Raw genomic sequence first — 14,191 nt, forward strand, 5'->3', positions numbered from 1 at the left:
GTGCAGGCGGTGCAGATGCTGAGGTTGGAACTCGCCCTTCGCCAGCAAGCTCGCCCCACATGCTTTGTGGCCCGGCTCGATACCAGTCAACCCCGCATTATCCGCGGGCGTGCGCCTGCTCGCTCGCGCACGTTTTTCGCCGTTCCATGCCGACTACGGCATCACCCGCCCTTTACCCAAGTGCTTGGCTTTGTACATCCAGCGATCGGCTTCGCGCATGAGTTCGTCCGGCGCTTTGCCCGAGCCTGGCTCGTACATGGAGAACCCGACGCTGGCGTTACTGCGGATGACGTCGCCTTTGATGATGATTGGCTCGGCAATCGCCGCCAGCAGCTTTTTCGCCACTTCCCGCGCTTCGTCGGCGCCCGGGACAATGCCTTCCAGCACCACGATGAATTCGTCACCCGCCAGCCGCACCAGGCTGTCAGTCCTTCGTACGCAGGTTTGCAAGCGAGCGGAAATGGTACGCAGCAGATCGTCGCCCGCATCATGCCCGTAGGTGTCGTTGATGCCCTTGAAGCCATCCAGATCGATGAACATCAGCGCCAGCTGCAACCTGGAGCGGTCCGCCCGCGCTTGCGCGATCGGCAGTAATGCATCCAGCGCGCGTCGATTGTGCAGGCCGGTGAGCGCGTCGTGCCGCGCCTCTTGCTCCAGTTCTTTGCGCGCCTGAATGTCCTGAATGATGGAGATGAAGTAATCCAGATCGCCGTTCTCGGACAGCTTCTTGGTCACGCTCAGGCTGACCCACACGGACGCGCCGCCCTTGCGCAGATAACGCTTTTCCAACTGATACCGGTCGATCTCGTTGCCGACCAGTTGATTGAGCAATTCCATGTCCGTGTGCAGGTCATCCGGGTGGGTGATGTCCTGGAAGGTCAGGTGTTTGAGCTCCTCCGGCGTGTAGCCAAGGATCTCGCACAGCGCCGTGTTGACGCTGATCCAGCCACCGTCCGGCGCCACCAGCGCGATGCCCACGGAAGCCAGTTCGAACATCGACCGATAGCCCGCTTCGCTGGCCTTGAACAGTGCGTCAGAGCGGTTTTTCTGCAAGCGCGCCAGCATCAGGTTCTCCCTCAGCTGCACTTCACGACTGACGATGTCGGCCAGATCGCGAAGGATGTCCAGCTCCTCCTGAGTCAGCTCGCGGGGACGCTCATCCAGCGCGCACAAGGTGCCCACGGCGAAGCCTCTGCTGGTGCGAATGGGCACACCGGCATAAAAACGGATATGGGGCGCGCCGGTCACTAACAGGTTGTCACGAAAGCGCTCGTCTTCGGCGGCATCGGGTACGACCAAGGGTGTGCTCTGCAGAATGGCGTGGGCGCAGAAGGCCATTTCTCTGGGGGTTTCCGGCGCATCGAGCCCCGTGCGGGACTTGAACCATTGTCGGTCCTCATCGACCAGCGAAACCAGCGCAATCGGCACATCGAGCACACGTGCCACCAGACGGGTGATCCGGTCGAGCGAGGCTTCGGCCGGGGTATCGAGAATTTCCAGTTGATGCAGCGCCTCAAGGCGCTCGTTCTCACACACAGGAATGGGCGCTTTCATATACCGGCCGATTCTGAAAAGACTGTCTGGAGTCTATACCCCACACCCTGAATGCGCATCCACGGACAGAAATCAGTCATTAATCCGACGCAATCGGCTGCACAGCGGCACGGCGCCGCAGCAACTCGATGAATTGCAACAACTCGCGACTCGCCGCTTCGCCCCGACGCGTCAACAGACCGAACGGCGCCATCCGCTCCTCGATCTTCACGGGCAGCGCCTTGACCAGTCCCATCTTCAGGTAGTCGCGCAGCGCCGACTCGGACAGCACCATGATTGCATCGGTGAGCTGAACCAGTTGCTGCATCGAATACACCGAACTGCATTCGATGATGTCGGCAGGTGCAGGCAGTGCGAGCCGCTCCAGCGCCTGATCGAATGCCATGCGCGCCGGGCTGCTCTCGGGTTGCAGAATCCAGGGCCAGTCGCTGACCAACTCGGCCCAGTCGAGCTTGCGCCGCCTGGCGAGCGGATGGCCCTGATGCACGACGACCATGAGCTGCTCGTTCCCAAGCGGTTCGAACGCATAGTGCTCCCGGTCGGTGGACGCATTGCGACGCGCGATGGCCAGATCGATGCGGCCCTGCTCCAGCAGCTGAATCACCTGATCGCTGGTATCGCCCATGATCCGGATGCGCAACTGAGGGTTGAGCGTCTTGATCTCGGCCACGGCATTCATGACCAGATCAGGCGCCGCGCCCATGATCGTCCCGATCGCCAGATAGCCGTAGCCACCGTGAAGCCGCGCCTGCATGTCGGCCGCGCAGCGATCGAGCCCGCTGAGCGCGGATTCGGCGAAGCGCAGAAGCTCCATGCCCAAGGCCGTCGGGCGCATGCCACGCGGCAGGCGCTCGAACAGTTCGCAGCCGAACATGTCTTCGATTTCGTGAAGCATGCGCGTCGCGGCAGGCTGCGACATGTGCATGTTCAGCGACGCGCGGTGCAGGTTGCGACTGGACCCGAGCACAACCAGCATTTGCAGATGCTTGTAGCGCAGACGGCTGAACAGCTGCTGCGAAGAGACGTTATCAGCCACTGAATGGCCTCCGAGGACTGATACCTTGAAGGTATCGATCTTAAGCTAAAAACGATTAGTCACGCATCGCTTCGCAGCAGTAGAGTCCTTCTCATTCCGGCCAGGACCGGAACGGCGACACGCCGGCTTACGCAGTCAAATAATTCCAAAAAGGAAACTGTCGTGAACACACTCCCCGCGTCCTTGCTGGCCAAGGTCTCATGGCGTCTTCTGCCCTTTCTGTTGCTGATGTACATCATGGCGTTTCTCGATCGCGCCAATGTCGGCTTCGCCAAGCAGGCTTTTCAGGCTGACACCGGAATCAGCGACGTCGCGTTCGCTTTCGGCGCTGGCGTGTTCTTCGCCGGTTACGCGCTGCTCGAGGTTCCCAGCAACCTGATGATGCACAGGATCGGCGCCAAGCTGTGGATGTGCCGGATCATGGTGACGTGGGGCCTGGTGTCTGCGGCGATGGTCTTCGCCCACACCGAAACGACGTTTTATGTGCTGCGCTTCCTGCTGGGCGTGGCCGAGGCCGGGTTTTTCCCCGGCGTCATCCTCTACCTGACCTACTGGTTCCCCAATGCCGCGCGAGGCCGGGCGATGGGCTTTTTCTACTTCGGCGCGCCGCTGGCGTTCATCTTCGGTAGCCCGCTGTCCGGCCTGTTGCTTGAACTCGATGGCGTGCTGGGCAGCCATGGCTGGCAATGGCTCTTCGCAGTCGAGGGGCTGATGGCGACTGCCGTCGGCGTGTGGGCCTACTTCTATCTGGACAACCGCCCGGCCGATGCCAAGTGGCTGACCGCTGCTGAGCGTCAGCAATTGCAGGCCGTGCTCGATGCCGAAGACAGCGAAAAACAGCGCCACGGCAGCGTGCTCAAGGCCATGTGCCAACCAGCGGTGCTGTATCTGTGCGTGATCTACCTGCTGATCCAGGCCAGCGTTTACGGCGTGGTGTTTTATCTGCCCAGCCAGGTCGCGGGCCTGATGGGCAGCAAAGTCGGCCTCATGGTCGGCCTCGTCAGCGCCATTCCGTGGGTCTGCGCGCTGATTGCCGCCTGGCGCGTCCCTGCGATTGCCGACCGCACAAGCCAGCGTCGGACGGTCGCGGCGCTGACGCTGGTGGTGTCAGGTCTGGGCATCGCCGCGTCGGTGACGTTCGCCAACCCGCTACTGGGCATCCTGGCGCTGTGCTTTGCTGCATCGGGGTTCATCGCCGTGCAACCAGTGTTCTGGACCTTCCCGGGAAGTTTCCTGGCGGGCAGCGCCGCTGCGGGCGCCATTGCTCTGATCAATTCGTTCGGCGCGCTGGGCGGATTCGTCGCGCCGATCATCAAGAACTGGGCCGAAGGCGCATTCCAGACGCCGACGGCGGGGCTTTATCTGCTGTCAGTAACCACGCTGATCGCTGCGGCGCTGGTGATGGGCATTCGCTCACCCAGAACCGGGACACCCCACACGTTACCGACCTATCAACACTGATCGCCATTCTCTCGGATCACAGGAGTCCTCCATGAGCACGCCCACCATCAAACACGTCCGCGCTTTCGTTCTGCGGGGCGGCGGTGCCGATTATCACGACCAGGGCGACGGCCACTGGATCGACGACCACATCGCCACGCCAATGAGCAAATACCCGGAATACCGTCAAAGCCGCCGCAGCTTCGGGATCAATGTGCTCGGCACCCTGGTGGTGGAAATCGAAGACTCGGCAGGCAACGTCGGCTTCGCCGTGACCACCGGTGGCGAACCCGCGGCGTACATCGTCGAGAAACATCTGGCGCGTTTTGTCGAAGGCGCGAAGGTCACCGACATCGAGAAAATCTGGGATCAGATGTACCTGTCGTCGCAGTACTACGGCCGCAAAGGGCTGGTGATCAATACCATTTCCGGCGTCGACCTGGCGTTGTGGGACCTGCTCGGCAAAGTGCGTCAGGAGCCGGTTCATCAATTGCTGGGCGGTGCGGTGCGCGATGAGCTGCAGTTCTACGCCACCGGCGCCCGCCCGGACCTTGCCCAGAAAATGGGTTTCATCGGTGGAAAGCTGCCCCTGCACCACGGCCCGGCGGAAGGCGAAGAAGGCCTGCGCAAAAACCTCGAGGCGCTCGCCGTAATGCGCGAGCGCGTGGGCAAGGATTTCTGGCTGATGCTCGATTGCTGGATGAGCCTGGACCTCAACTACGCAACAAGGTTGGCCCACGGCGCGCAAGCGTTCGGACTGAAATGGATAGAGGAGGCGCTTTCGCCTGACGATTACTGGGGCTACGCCGAGCTGCGCAAGAACGTTCCCAAAGGCATGCTGGTCACCACCGGTGAGCACGAAGCCACGCGCTGGGGGTTCCGCATGCTGCTGGAAATGGGCTGCTGCGACATCATCCAGCCGGATGTCGGCTGGTGCGGGGGGATTACTGAGCTGATCAAGATTTCCGCGCTGGCCGATGCCCATAACACGCTGGTCGTGCCGCACGGATCTTCAGTCTACAGCTATCATTTCGTCGCAACGCGCACCAACAGCCCGTTCGCCGAGTTTCTGATGATGGCGCCCAAGGCTGATGAAGTCGTGCCGATGTTCCATCCACAACTGCTCGGCGAGCCGGTGCCGGAAAACGGGCGCATGCGACTGTCCAGGCTTGATCAGCCGGGGTTTGGCGTCACGCTCAACCCTGAATGTCAGCTTCACCGTCCGTACACGCATTGACAGGAAATGGTTATGAAAATACCTCACAACGCGTTCAAGGCCGCTTTGGCCAGACGCGAGCCGCAGTATGGAATCTGGGCCGGTTTCGCCACGGGCTATGCGACTGAAATCGTCGCCGGGCTGGGATATGACTGGATGCTGATCGATGGCGAACATGCGCCGAACACCGTGCCGAGCATCCTTTCGCAGCTGCAGGCGGTAATGCCCTACAGCACCGCACCCGTCGTGCGCGCCGTGACCGGCGATGCCGTGCTGATCAAGCAATTGCTGGATGTCGGCGTGCAGACGTTGATGGTGCCGATGGTGGAGTCCGCCGAGCAGGCCCGCGCGCTGGTGCAGGCAATGCGTTATCCGCCACACGGCATTCGCGGCGTCGGCGGCGGCCTCACCCGCGCCACGCGTTGGGATGCTGTGCCGGATTACCTCAACACGGCTCACGAGGAGCTGTGCCTGATCGTGCAGGTGGAATCGCGCAAAGGCGTCGAAAACGTGGAAGCGATCGCAGCGGTTGAAGGCGTCGACGCCGTGTTCATCGGCCCGGCAGATCTGTCGACCGGCATGGGCCATATCGGCAATCCGTCGCATCCCGACGTCCAGGCCAGCATTCGCCGTGCGGTGGATGCCATCCTTGCGGCGGGGAAAATCTGCGGCATCCTTGCGCCCGCCGAGGAAGATGCCCGACGCTACATGGGCTGGGGTTGCCAGTTCGTGGCCGTAGGCATCGATATCAGCCTGCTGCGTCAGGCGGCGAAGGAAAACCTGGCACGCTATCGCGAACCTCAGGACCTCGCCGCGCCCTCGCGGACGTACTGATCTCCCGAACTGTGGGAGTCAGCGGACGGGCTTTGAAGCCCCCATCGATCAACGGCGTCACACCCGACGCCTTCCCGGCTGAAGCCGGTCCTACGAAAACTCGCGGCGTCTGTAGGACCGGCTTCAGGCGGGAATAGGCACTCATCTGAATTCAGCCCCCTGCTTTCCGACATTTTCTGTCATAAAAACATGCTGATTACTGTGATCACATTAAGACATCACACCCCGATGTCGCCCGATTACAGGAAGTCACCCATGTTTCAATTTTCCCGAATGATGCTGGCCGCAGGCCTTGGCATTGCGCTCAACCTGTCTTTGCCGAGCAGCGCCGGCGCGGCGCAGGAGGTGACCGGCGCGGGCTCCACATTCATTTATCCGGTGCTCTACAAATGGGCGACCGATTACAACCAGAAGACCGGCGTCAGGGTGAATTATCAAAGCATCGGTTCTGGTGCCGGTGTGGCGCAGATCAAGGACGGCGCCGTCGACTTCGGTGCCACTGACGTACCGATGAGCCCGGCCGACTTGCAGACACTCGGCCTGCAGCAATTTCCGTCGGTGATCGGCGGCGTCGTGCCGGTGATCAACGTGGCATCGATCAAGCCCGGCAGCATGAAGTTCACGGGCAGCGTGCTGGCCGACATCTACCTGGGCAAAATTGCGCGCTGGAACGACCCCGCGCTGGTGGCGCTGAACCCCGAGCTCAAACTGCCGGACGCCAGAATCAACGTGGTCTACCGCTCGGAAGATTCAGGGACTACGTACAACTGGGTCAGTTATCTGTCGCGCCTGAGCCCTGAGTGGAAAAGCAAGGTTGGCGCAGGCACTTCTGTGAAATGGCCCGTCGGTATCGGCAGTAAGGGGAGCGAAGGCGTAGCGTCCTACGTGAAGCAGATGCCCAATTCCATCGGCTACGTCGAGTACGCCTACATCAAGCAGCAGAAGCTCAACTTCGGCCTGTTGCAAAACGCTGCCGGACATTTCGTCGTGCCCAGCGCTGAAACATTCCAGGCCGCTGCTGCAACGGCTGACTGGAAAACCGCCAAGGACTTCGACTTGTCGTTGCTCAATGCGCCGGGCGACAACGCTTATCCAATCACCGCGGCGACATTTATCGTGATGTACAAACAGCCCAAAGACGCAGATCGTCAGAAGACCGTTCAGGATTTCTTTCGCTGGACACTGGAAAGCGGTCAGGAGCTTGCGCGCTCGCTGGACTTCGCGCCGATTCCTGACGATCTGAAGAACCAGATCGAGCGTTATTGGGGCGATACGCCCAAGGCGCAATGAACTCCTTGCAACCCGCGGCTCTGGGCGAGTGAACGGACTGTTGCCAGAGCCGCAGATTCGCAACGAATGAAGATTCATGCGAAAACCGTGCGGCATCCGAGGAATGAGGGAAGGCAAGGAAAGTAGCGGAAATGTAAAAGGCGTCCCGAAGGACGCCTTTTTGTGGGCTTCGACACAAGTGGCGTCGGAGCCGGATTTTCTGCCCGGGTACTGCTGGGGCGAAAATGGTCGGGGTAAGGGGATTCGAACTCCTGACATCCTGCTCCCAAAGCAGGCGCGCTACCGGACTGCGCTATACCCCGATGAAACAGAGAAACACCTTGTAAGGCGTTCCTTAAGCGGGTGACGCAATTGGCGTCACTCCCTAAGATTCAACCCGATGAAGCCAGGTCAAAAATGGTGGGTCGTGTAGGATTCGAACCTACGACCAATTGGTTAAAAGCCAACTGCTCTACCAACTGAGCTAACGACCCAAATAATGGTCGGGGTAAGGGGATTCGAACTCCTGACATCCTGCTCCCAAAGCAGGCGCGCTACCGGACTGCGCTATACCCCGACGGTACTACGTCATGAAATTGGCTCCGTGACCAGGACTCGAACCTGGGACCCAATGATTAACAGTCATTTGCTCTACCGACTGAGCTATCACGGAACGATCTATCAATTTCAGATGTAGCGTTTGACGCGCTTCGATACAACAAATTCAGTACATCTTTGCAAGACGAGTCCTGCACTTACAACCCTGAATCTACTGCATTTTCAGCCTCTTCGACCTGTCTGCATCGCTGCGTTCACGTCTCTGAGGCGCGCTATTCTACATTCCCAGAAACACCTGTCAACCCTCTAAATTGCTTTTAAGACAATGATTTGCGACTTTTTTTCGAGAAGGCCCGCAAGCCGCGAAAAACCTGCTTTCGCAGGCAAATGCCGTCGCGAAAAAAAGGGGCTCCTGATGGGAGCCCCTTTCGCGCTTCTATATAGAAGCAGCGGATCAGCCGAACACGATCTCGTCGTCTGCCACCGAGCCCTTGATGCTGGTGCCGGGCATGAAGCCACCGGACAGGATCAACTGAGCCAGCGGGTTCTCGATCCAGCGCTGGATCGCACGCTTGAGTGGCCGTGCGCCATAGACCGGGTCGTAACCGACAGCGATCAGCTTGTCCATTGCCTCAGGCGTCAGCTCGAGTTTCAGGTCACGCTCAGCCAGACGCTGACGCAGACGACCAAGCTGGATTTCAGTGATACCGGCAATCTGATCACGAGCCAGCGGTTCGAAAATCACCACTTCGTCGACCCGGTTGATGAATTCCGGGCGGAAGTGCGAGCCCAGCGCATCCATCACCGCAGCGCGCTGCGCCTCGCGATCACCGACCAGCTCCTGGATGCGTGCCGAGCCCAGGTTGGAGGTCATCACGATCACCGTATTGCGGAAGTCCACCGTGCGACCATGGCTGTCGGTCAGACGCCCGTCTTCGAGCACCTGCAGCAGAATGTTGAAGACATCCGGATGCGCTTTCTCGACCTCGTCCAGCAGAATCACCGAGTACGGCTTGCGACGCACCGCTTCGGTCAGATAGCCGCCTTCCTCGTAACCGACATAGCCTGGCGGCGCACCGATCAGACGAGCCACGGAATGCTTCTCCATGAACTCGGACATGTCGATCCGCACCATGGCCTCTTCGGTGTCGAACAGGAATTCGGCCAACGCCTTGCACAGCTCAGTCTTACCCACACCGGTCGGACCGAGGAACATGAACGAACCACTTGGACGATTCGGGTCCGACAGCCCCGCTCGCGAACGACGCACCGCGTTGGCCACCGCCACCACCGCCTCGTTCTGACCGATCACACGCTCGTGCAGCAGGCTCTCCATCTTCAGCAGCTTGTCGCGCTCGCCCTCGAGCATCTTCGACACCGGTATCCCGGTCCATTTGGACACGACCTCGGCGATCTCCTCCTCGGTCACTTTACTGCGCAGCAGCTGATTTTCAGGCTTGCCGTGCTGATCGACCATTTGCAGGCTGCGCTCCAGATCCGGTATCACGCCGTACTGCAACTCGGCCATGCGGTTGAGATCGCCCTTGCGGCGAGCCGCTTCCAGTTCCTGACGGGACTGCTCGATCTTTTGCTGGATCTGCGCGGAACCGGTGACCTCAGCCTTCTCGGACGTCCAGATTTCTTCCAGGTCGGCGTATTCGCGTTCCAGACGCTCGATTTCTTCCTGAAGTTTTTCCAGGCGTTTTTTCGCGGCTTCGTCGTCTTCTTTCTTAAGCGCCTGAGATTCCACCTTCAGCTGAATCAGGCGACGTTCAAGGCGATCGAGCACTTCCGGCTTGGAGTCGATTTCCATGCGGATGCGGCTGGCAGCCTCGTCGATCAGGTCGATGGCCTTGTCCGGCAACTGACGGTCCGTGATGTAACGATGACTGAGCTTGGCGGCTGCGATGATCGCGCCGTCAGTGATCGCGACTTTATGGTGAACCTCGTAACGCTCTTTCAAGCCACGCAGGATGGCGATGGTGTCCTCTTCGCTCGGCTCGTCCACCAGTACTTTCTGGAAGCGTCGCTCAAGCGCCGCGTCCTTCTCTATATATTGGCGGTATTCGTTGAGCGTGGTGGCGCCAACGCAGTGCAACTCGCCACGCGCCAGCGCGGGCTTGAGCATGTTGCCCGCGTCCATCGAGCCTTCGGCCTTGCCCGCGCCGACCATCGTGTGCAGCTCGTCGATGAACAGAATGATCTGGCCTTCCTGTTTGGACAGCTCGTTGAGCACGGCTTTCAGGCGCTCCTCGAACTCGCCGCGGAACTTGGCCCCGGCAATGAGCGCGCCCATGTCCAGTGACAGCAAACGCTTGCCGCGCAGGCCATCCGGCACCTCGCCGTTGATGATGCGCTGCGCAAGACCTTCGGCAATCGCGGTTTTACCCACGCCAGGCTCACCGATCAGAACCGGGTTGTTCTTGGTTCGCCGTTGCAAAACCTGGATGGTCCGACGAATTTCATCGTCACGGCCGATGACCGGGTCGAGCTTGCCGTCTTCGGCGCGCTTGGTCAGGTCGACGGTGTATTTGTCCAGCGCCTGACGCGACTCTTCGGCGTTCGGGTCATTGACCGCATCGCCGCCGCGCAGGTTGCTGATGGCGTTTTCCAGCGCCTTTTTGCTCACGCCCTGGCCAAGCAGAAGCTTGCCCAGCTTGCTGTTTTCGTCCATTGCGGCGAGCAGAACCAGTTCGCTGGAAATGAACTGATCACCTTTTTGCTGAGCGAGACGATCGGCCTGATTGAGCAGGCGCGCGAGGTCCTGCGACATGTTCACGTCGCCGGTCGGGTTTTGAATCTTGGGAAGCTGGTCGAGTTCTTTGCTCAACGCCTTGCGCAGGCTGTTGATGTCGAAGCCGACTTGCAACAGCAAGGGTTTGATCGAACCACCCTGCTGGTCGAGCAAGGCCTGCATGAGGTGCGCAGGCTCGATGGCGGGATGGTCCATCCCCACCGCCAGAGATTGAGAATCGGATAAAGCGAGCTGTAACTTGCTGGTTAAACGGTCAATACGCATTGGTCACCTTCCTAAATGGGCAGGCCGGAGCAATGAACACACCTTAATGAAGAAAACCTGCCAGATAGCCCTTAGATGTGGCCGATTACGCAGGATTCAAGCGGCAGGCGCTTGACACAGATCAACGTTAGCTTGTCGGGGAGGAATATGAGGAATAAACACGGAAATTGTAGGAGCGTGGCTTGTCCCCGCGATCGGCGACGAAGTCGCCGTAAGTCCAGAGCTCACGATACATCTACCATTGCCAATAACCATGGACGCGACTGCTTCGCAGCCGATCGCGGGGACAAGCCACGCTCCTACAGATATCGCCGTAAAGACTATTGCTCGATCCACACCAACGACGCAAACCGTCCGGTGCGCGCACCTCGGCGGTAGGAGAAAAAGCGCTCGTCGTTGTAGGTCGAAAGACCACCGCCATACACCGCCGTTACCCCGTGGGCCGCCAGACGCGCGCGCGCCAGCTGATAGATGTCGGCCATGAATTTGCCCGGATTGGCACTGGGCACGAACGCATCTGCAGTTTGCGGGTGAGTGGCCATGAAGGCTTCGCGCACTTCGGGGCCGACTTCGAACGCTTGCGGGCCGATCGCCGGCCCCAGCCACACCAGAATCTCGGAAGGCGCATCATCGAAGCTGTCGACAGCCGCCTCCAGAACACCTGCCGCCAACCCGCGCCAGCCGGCATGGGCAGCGGCGACCTGTGTGCCCTGACGATTGCAGAACAAGGCCGGCAGGCAATCGGCTGTCATGATGGTGCAGGCAATGCCAGGCGTCCTGCTCCAGCTGGCGTCAGCCTGCATGACCTCGGCCGGCGTCGCTTCGACGACGTCAATGCCGTGAACCTGCTTCAGCCATGCGGGCTCGACCTGCAGCCGCGAGGTCAGCGTCGATCGGTTCCGGGCGACGGCATGTGGATCATCGTCGACGTGATCGCCGAGATTGAAACTGTCGAACGGCGCCGCGCTGACACCGCCCGCACGCGTCGTGACGCAGGCCTTGATGCCTGCAGGCGCGGGCCAGTCAGGTGTCAGCCAGTCCGTCACGAGTTCACTCATCCGATGAACGCCTCACGGTCCTGCTTGAGCAGGGACAGCAGCCAGACAAAGTCATCCGGCAGCGGCGATTCCCAGCTCATGCGCTGACCGGTCGTCGGATGATCGAGCTCCAGGAAGCGCGCGTGCAAGGCCTGACGCGGGAAATGTTTGAGCGACTCGACCATTGTGGCGCTCGCCGCCGGCGGAATGCGGAAGCGGCCGCCGTAGGCAGGATCGCCCACCAGCGGGAAGTTGATGTGGGCCATGTGCACGCGAATCTGGTGCGTGCGGCCGGTTTCCAGCTTGACGCGCACATGGGTGTGCGAGCGGAAACGTTCCAGAACGCGGTAATGGCTGACGGCAGGCTTGCCGCCTTCCATCACGGCCATGCGCTGACGCTGCTGCCCGTGACGACCGATCGGTGCGTTGATCTTGCCGCCGGCCGTCACCACGCCGATGACGATGCATTCATAGATGCGGCTGACGGTCCGCTTCTGCAGCTGCGCGACCAGTTGGGTCTGCGCCTGGATCGTCTTGGCCACGACCATCAGGCCGGTCGTGTCCTTGTCCAGACGGTGCACGATGCCGGCACGCGGGACATTGATGATGTCCGGCACGTGGTGCAGCAACGCGTTGAGCAACGTGCCGTCGGCATGGCCGGCAGCCGGGTGCACGACGAGGCCCGCCGGTTTGTTGATCACCAGAATCTGGTCGTCTTCGTAGACGATGTCCAGTTCGATGTCCTGAGCCACCCACTCGCCTTGCGCCTCTTGCTCGGCCTGCAGCACCAGCACAGCGCCGCCATGCACGATGTCACGCGGGCGCAGAACGCCACCGTCCACTGTCAGGCGGCCGTCTTTGATCCAGGCGGAAAGGCGCGAGCGCGAGTGCTCTGCGAATAATTGGGCGGCGACTTGGTCGAGGCGTTGACCGCCCAATTCGGACGGCACCTCTGCGCGGAGTTCTATGATCTCAGACATGCTCAAACTAGGAGGTGGCACGGGCCTTTGGTTTCGGCTGTGCGCTTGTGGTTAAATACGGCGTCTTTTGTCCCGGGGGTTCCACGGGGCGCCCATCATAACAGGACGGTCCTGCGCAAGACAGCAGGCCGTTATAGGGACGCAAGCCGCCATGCAAGTGAAACACCTGCTGCTGATAGCCATCCTCGGACTTACCGCTGCCTGTTCTTCGAAGAAAGAAGTCATCGACGAAAACCTCAGCGAAGTCGAGCTGTACCAGCAGGCGCAGGCCGATCTGGACAACAACAGCTACAACAGCGCCACTGAAAAGCTCAAGGCGCTTGAATCGCGCTACCCGTTCGGTCGCTATGCCGATCAGGCACAGCTGGAACTGATCTACGCCAACTACAAGAATGGCGAACCTGAAGCCGCGAAATCCGCCGCCGAGCGCTTCATTCGTCTTCACCCTCAGCATCCGAACGTCGACTACGCCTACTATCTGAAAGGCCTGACATCGTTCGACCAGGACGTCGGCATCATCGCCCGCTTCCTGCCGCTGGACCAGACCAAGCGTGACCCGGGCGCCGCGCGCGACTCTTATAACGAGTTCGCCCAACTGACCAGCCGCTACCCGAACAGCCGCTATGCCCCTGACGCCAAGCAGCGCATGATCTACCTGCGCAACCTGCTGGCCGCGTACGAAATCCACGTGGCTGACTACTACCTGACCCGTCAGGCATATGTCGCTGCCGCCAACCGCGGCCGTTACGTGGTGGAAAACTTCCAGGAAACCCCATCGGTCGCCGACGGCCTGGCGGTGATGGTAGAGGCGTATCAGCGTCTGCAACTGGACGATCTGGCCGACACCAGCCTCCAGGTCCTGAAAGCCAACTACCCGGACCATCCGCAACTGGCCGACGGCAAGTTCGAACCCCGCACGCCAGACCCGGACAACCGCTCGTGGCTGTCGAAAGCGACACTGGGCCTGATCGAGAGCCGTCCGCCGCTGCCGCCGGGAGAAACTCGCGCCAACCAGGACGTGATCAAGCAGTACCAGGACGCCAAGGAAGCGATTCCTGCCGATCTGCTGCCTGAGAACCAGCCAGCCGAAGAAGAAAAGAAGAACGATGACGACGACGGCACGCCGAAAAGCCGCTCGATCTTCAGCTACATGACCTTTGGCCTGTTCGACTGATCCAGTCCCGGCAAAGCGTCAGACGAAAAGAGGCCCTGCGGGGCCTCTTTTTCATTTCCGGCAATCTTGAGCGC

The 14,191-nt window shown here is 60.5% G+C and carries 10 protein-coding genes and 4 tRNA genes; 5 read left to right on the top strand and 9 right to left on the bottom strand.

Annotated elements, in window-relative coordinates; all coding sequences use genetic code 11:
• Window positions 1-153: 153 nt before the first annotated feature.
• Together BMZ10_RS16860 and BMZ10_RS16865 are read right to left on the bottom strand one after the other, a co-directional pair.
• Window positions 154-1,554 (bottom strand): sensor domain-containing diguanylate cyclase, encoded by a 1,401-nt coding sequence (locus tag BMZ10_RS16860; RefSeq protein ID WP_093464649.1) that lies wholly within the window; start codon window positions 1,552-1,554, stop codon window positions 154-156.
• A 79-nt stretch (window positions 1,555-1,633) separates the two neighbouring features.
• The gene (locus BMZ10_RS16865) at window positions 1,634-2,530 is read right to left on the bottom strand and encodes a LysR family transcriptional regulator (RefSeq protein ID WP_093465582.1); all 897 of its coding nucleotides are present in this window, start codon (window positions 2,528-2,530) and stop codon (window positions 1,634-1,636) included.
• Between the two features lie 222 nt (window positions 2,531-2,752).
• Between BMZ10_RS16865 and BMZ10_RS16870 the strand changes: the two genes are divergently transcribed.
• The 4 genes from BMZ10_RS16870 to pstS all read left to right on the top strand — a co-directional run bounded on the left by BMZ10_RS16870 (window position 2,753) and on the right by pstS (window position 7,370).
• Complete coding sequence (locus BMZ10_RS16870) at window positions 2,753-4,051, top strand: MFS transporter (RefSeq protein WP_093464652.1); 1,299 nt, start codon at window positions 2,753-2,755, stop codon at window positions 4,049-4,051.
• Window positions 4,052-4,082: 31 nt separating this feature from the next.
• Complete coding sequence (gene rhmD, locus BMZ10_RS16875) at window positions 4,083-5,267, top strand: L-rhamnonate dehydratase (protein WP_093464655.1); 1,185 nt, start codon at window positions 4,083-4,085, stop codon at window positions 5,265-5,267.
• Between the two features lie 12 nt (window positions 5,268-5,279).
• Window positions 5,280-6,080: an aldolase/citrate lyase family protein gene (locus tag BMZ10_RS16880; RefSeq protein WP_093464658.1), complete on the top strand. Its 801-nt coding sequence runs from the start codon at window positions 5,280-5,282 to the stop codon at window positions 6,078-6,080.
• Between the two features lie 276 nt (window positions 6,081-6,356).
• Window positions 6,357-7,370, top strand: coding sequence for a phosphate ABC transporter substrate-binding protein PstS (gene pstS, locus BMZ10_RS16885; RefSeq protein WP_218147258.1), 1,014 nt, complete (start codon window positions 6,357-6,359; stop codon window positions 7,368-7,370).
• A gap of 225 nt (window positions 7,371-7,595) precedes the next feature.
• Here the strand turns inward: pstS and BMZ10_RS16890 are convergent.
• The 7 genes from BMZ10_RS16890 to rluD all read right to left on the bottom strand — a co-directional run bounded on the left by BMZ10_RS16890 (window position 7,596) and on the right by rluD (window position 12,943).
• Window positions 7,596-7,672 (bottom strand) — tRNA-Pro (locus BMZ10_RS16890).
• Window positions 7,673-7,767: 95 nt separating this feature from the next.
• A tRNA-Lys gene (locus tag BMZ10_RS16895) sits at window positions 7,768-7,843 on the bottom strand.
• Window positions 7,844-7,849: 6 nt separating this feature from the next.
• A tRNA-Pro gene (locus tag BMZ10_RS16900) sits at window positions 7,850-7,926 on the bottom strand.
• 20 nt (window positions 7,927-7,946) lie between these two features.
• Window positions 7,947-8,022: transfer RNA gene (locus tag BMZ10_RS16905), tRNA-Asn, on the bottom strand.
• 339 nt (window positions 8,023-8,361) lie between these two features.
• Window positions 8,362-10,926 carry an ATP-dependent chaperone ClpB gene (gene clpB, locus BMZ10_RS16910; RefSeq protein WP_093464663.1) on the bottom strand — a complete coding sequence of 855 codons (2,565 nt, stop codon included), beginning with the start codon at window positions 10,924-10,926 and terminating at the stop codon, window positions 8,362-8,364.
• A gap of 320 nt (window positions 10,927-11,246) precedes the next feature.
• On the bottom strand, window positions 11,247-11,972 hold the full coding sequence (gene pgeF, locus BMZ10_RS16915) for a peptidoglycan editing factor PgeF (RefSeq protein WP_093465585.1): 726 nt from the start codon (window positions 11,970-11,972) through the stop codon (window positions 11,247-11,249).
• An 8-nt stretch (window positions 11,973-11,980) separates the two neighbouring features.
• A complete protein-coding gene (gene rluD / locus BMZ10_RS16920; RefSeq protein ID WP_093464666.1) occupies window positions 11,981-12,943 on the bottom strand; it encodes a 23S rRNA pseudouridine(1911/1915/1917) synthase RluD in 963 nt (320 codons plus the stop codon).
• Between the two features lie 151 nt (window positions 12,944-13,094).
• Between rluD and BMZ10_RS16925 the strand changes: the two genes are divergently transcribed.
• Complete coding sequence (locus BMZ10_RS16925) at window positions 13,095-14,117, top strand: outer membrane protein assembly factor BamD (RefSeq protein ID WP_093464669.1); 1,023 nt, start codon at window positions 13,095-13,097, stop codon at window positions 14,115-14,117.
• Window positions 14,118-14,191 lie beyond the last annotated feature (74 nt).

It is taken from the genome of Pseudomonas sp. NFR16 (genome assembly GCF_900108875.1).
Classification (GTDB): Bacteria; Pseudomonadota; Gammaproteobacteria; order Pseudomonadales; family Pseudomonadaceae; genus Aquipseudomonas.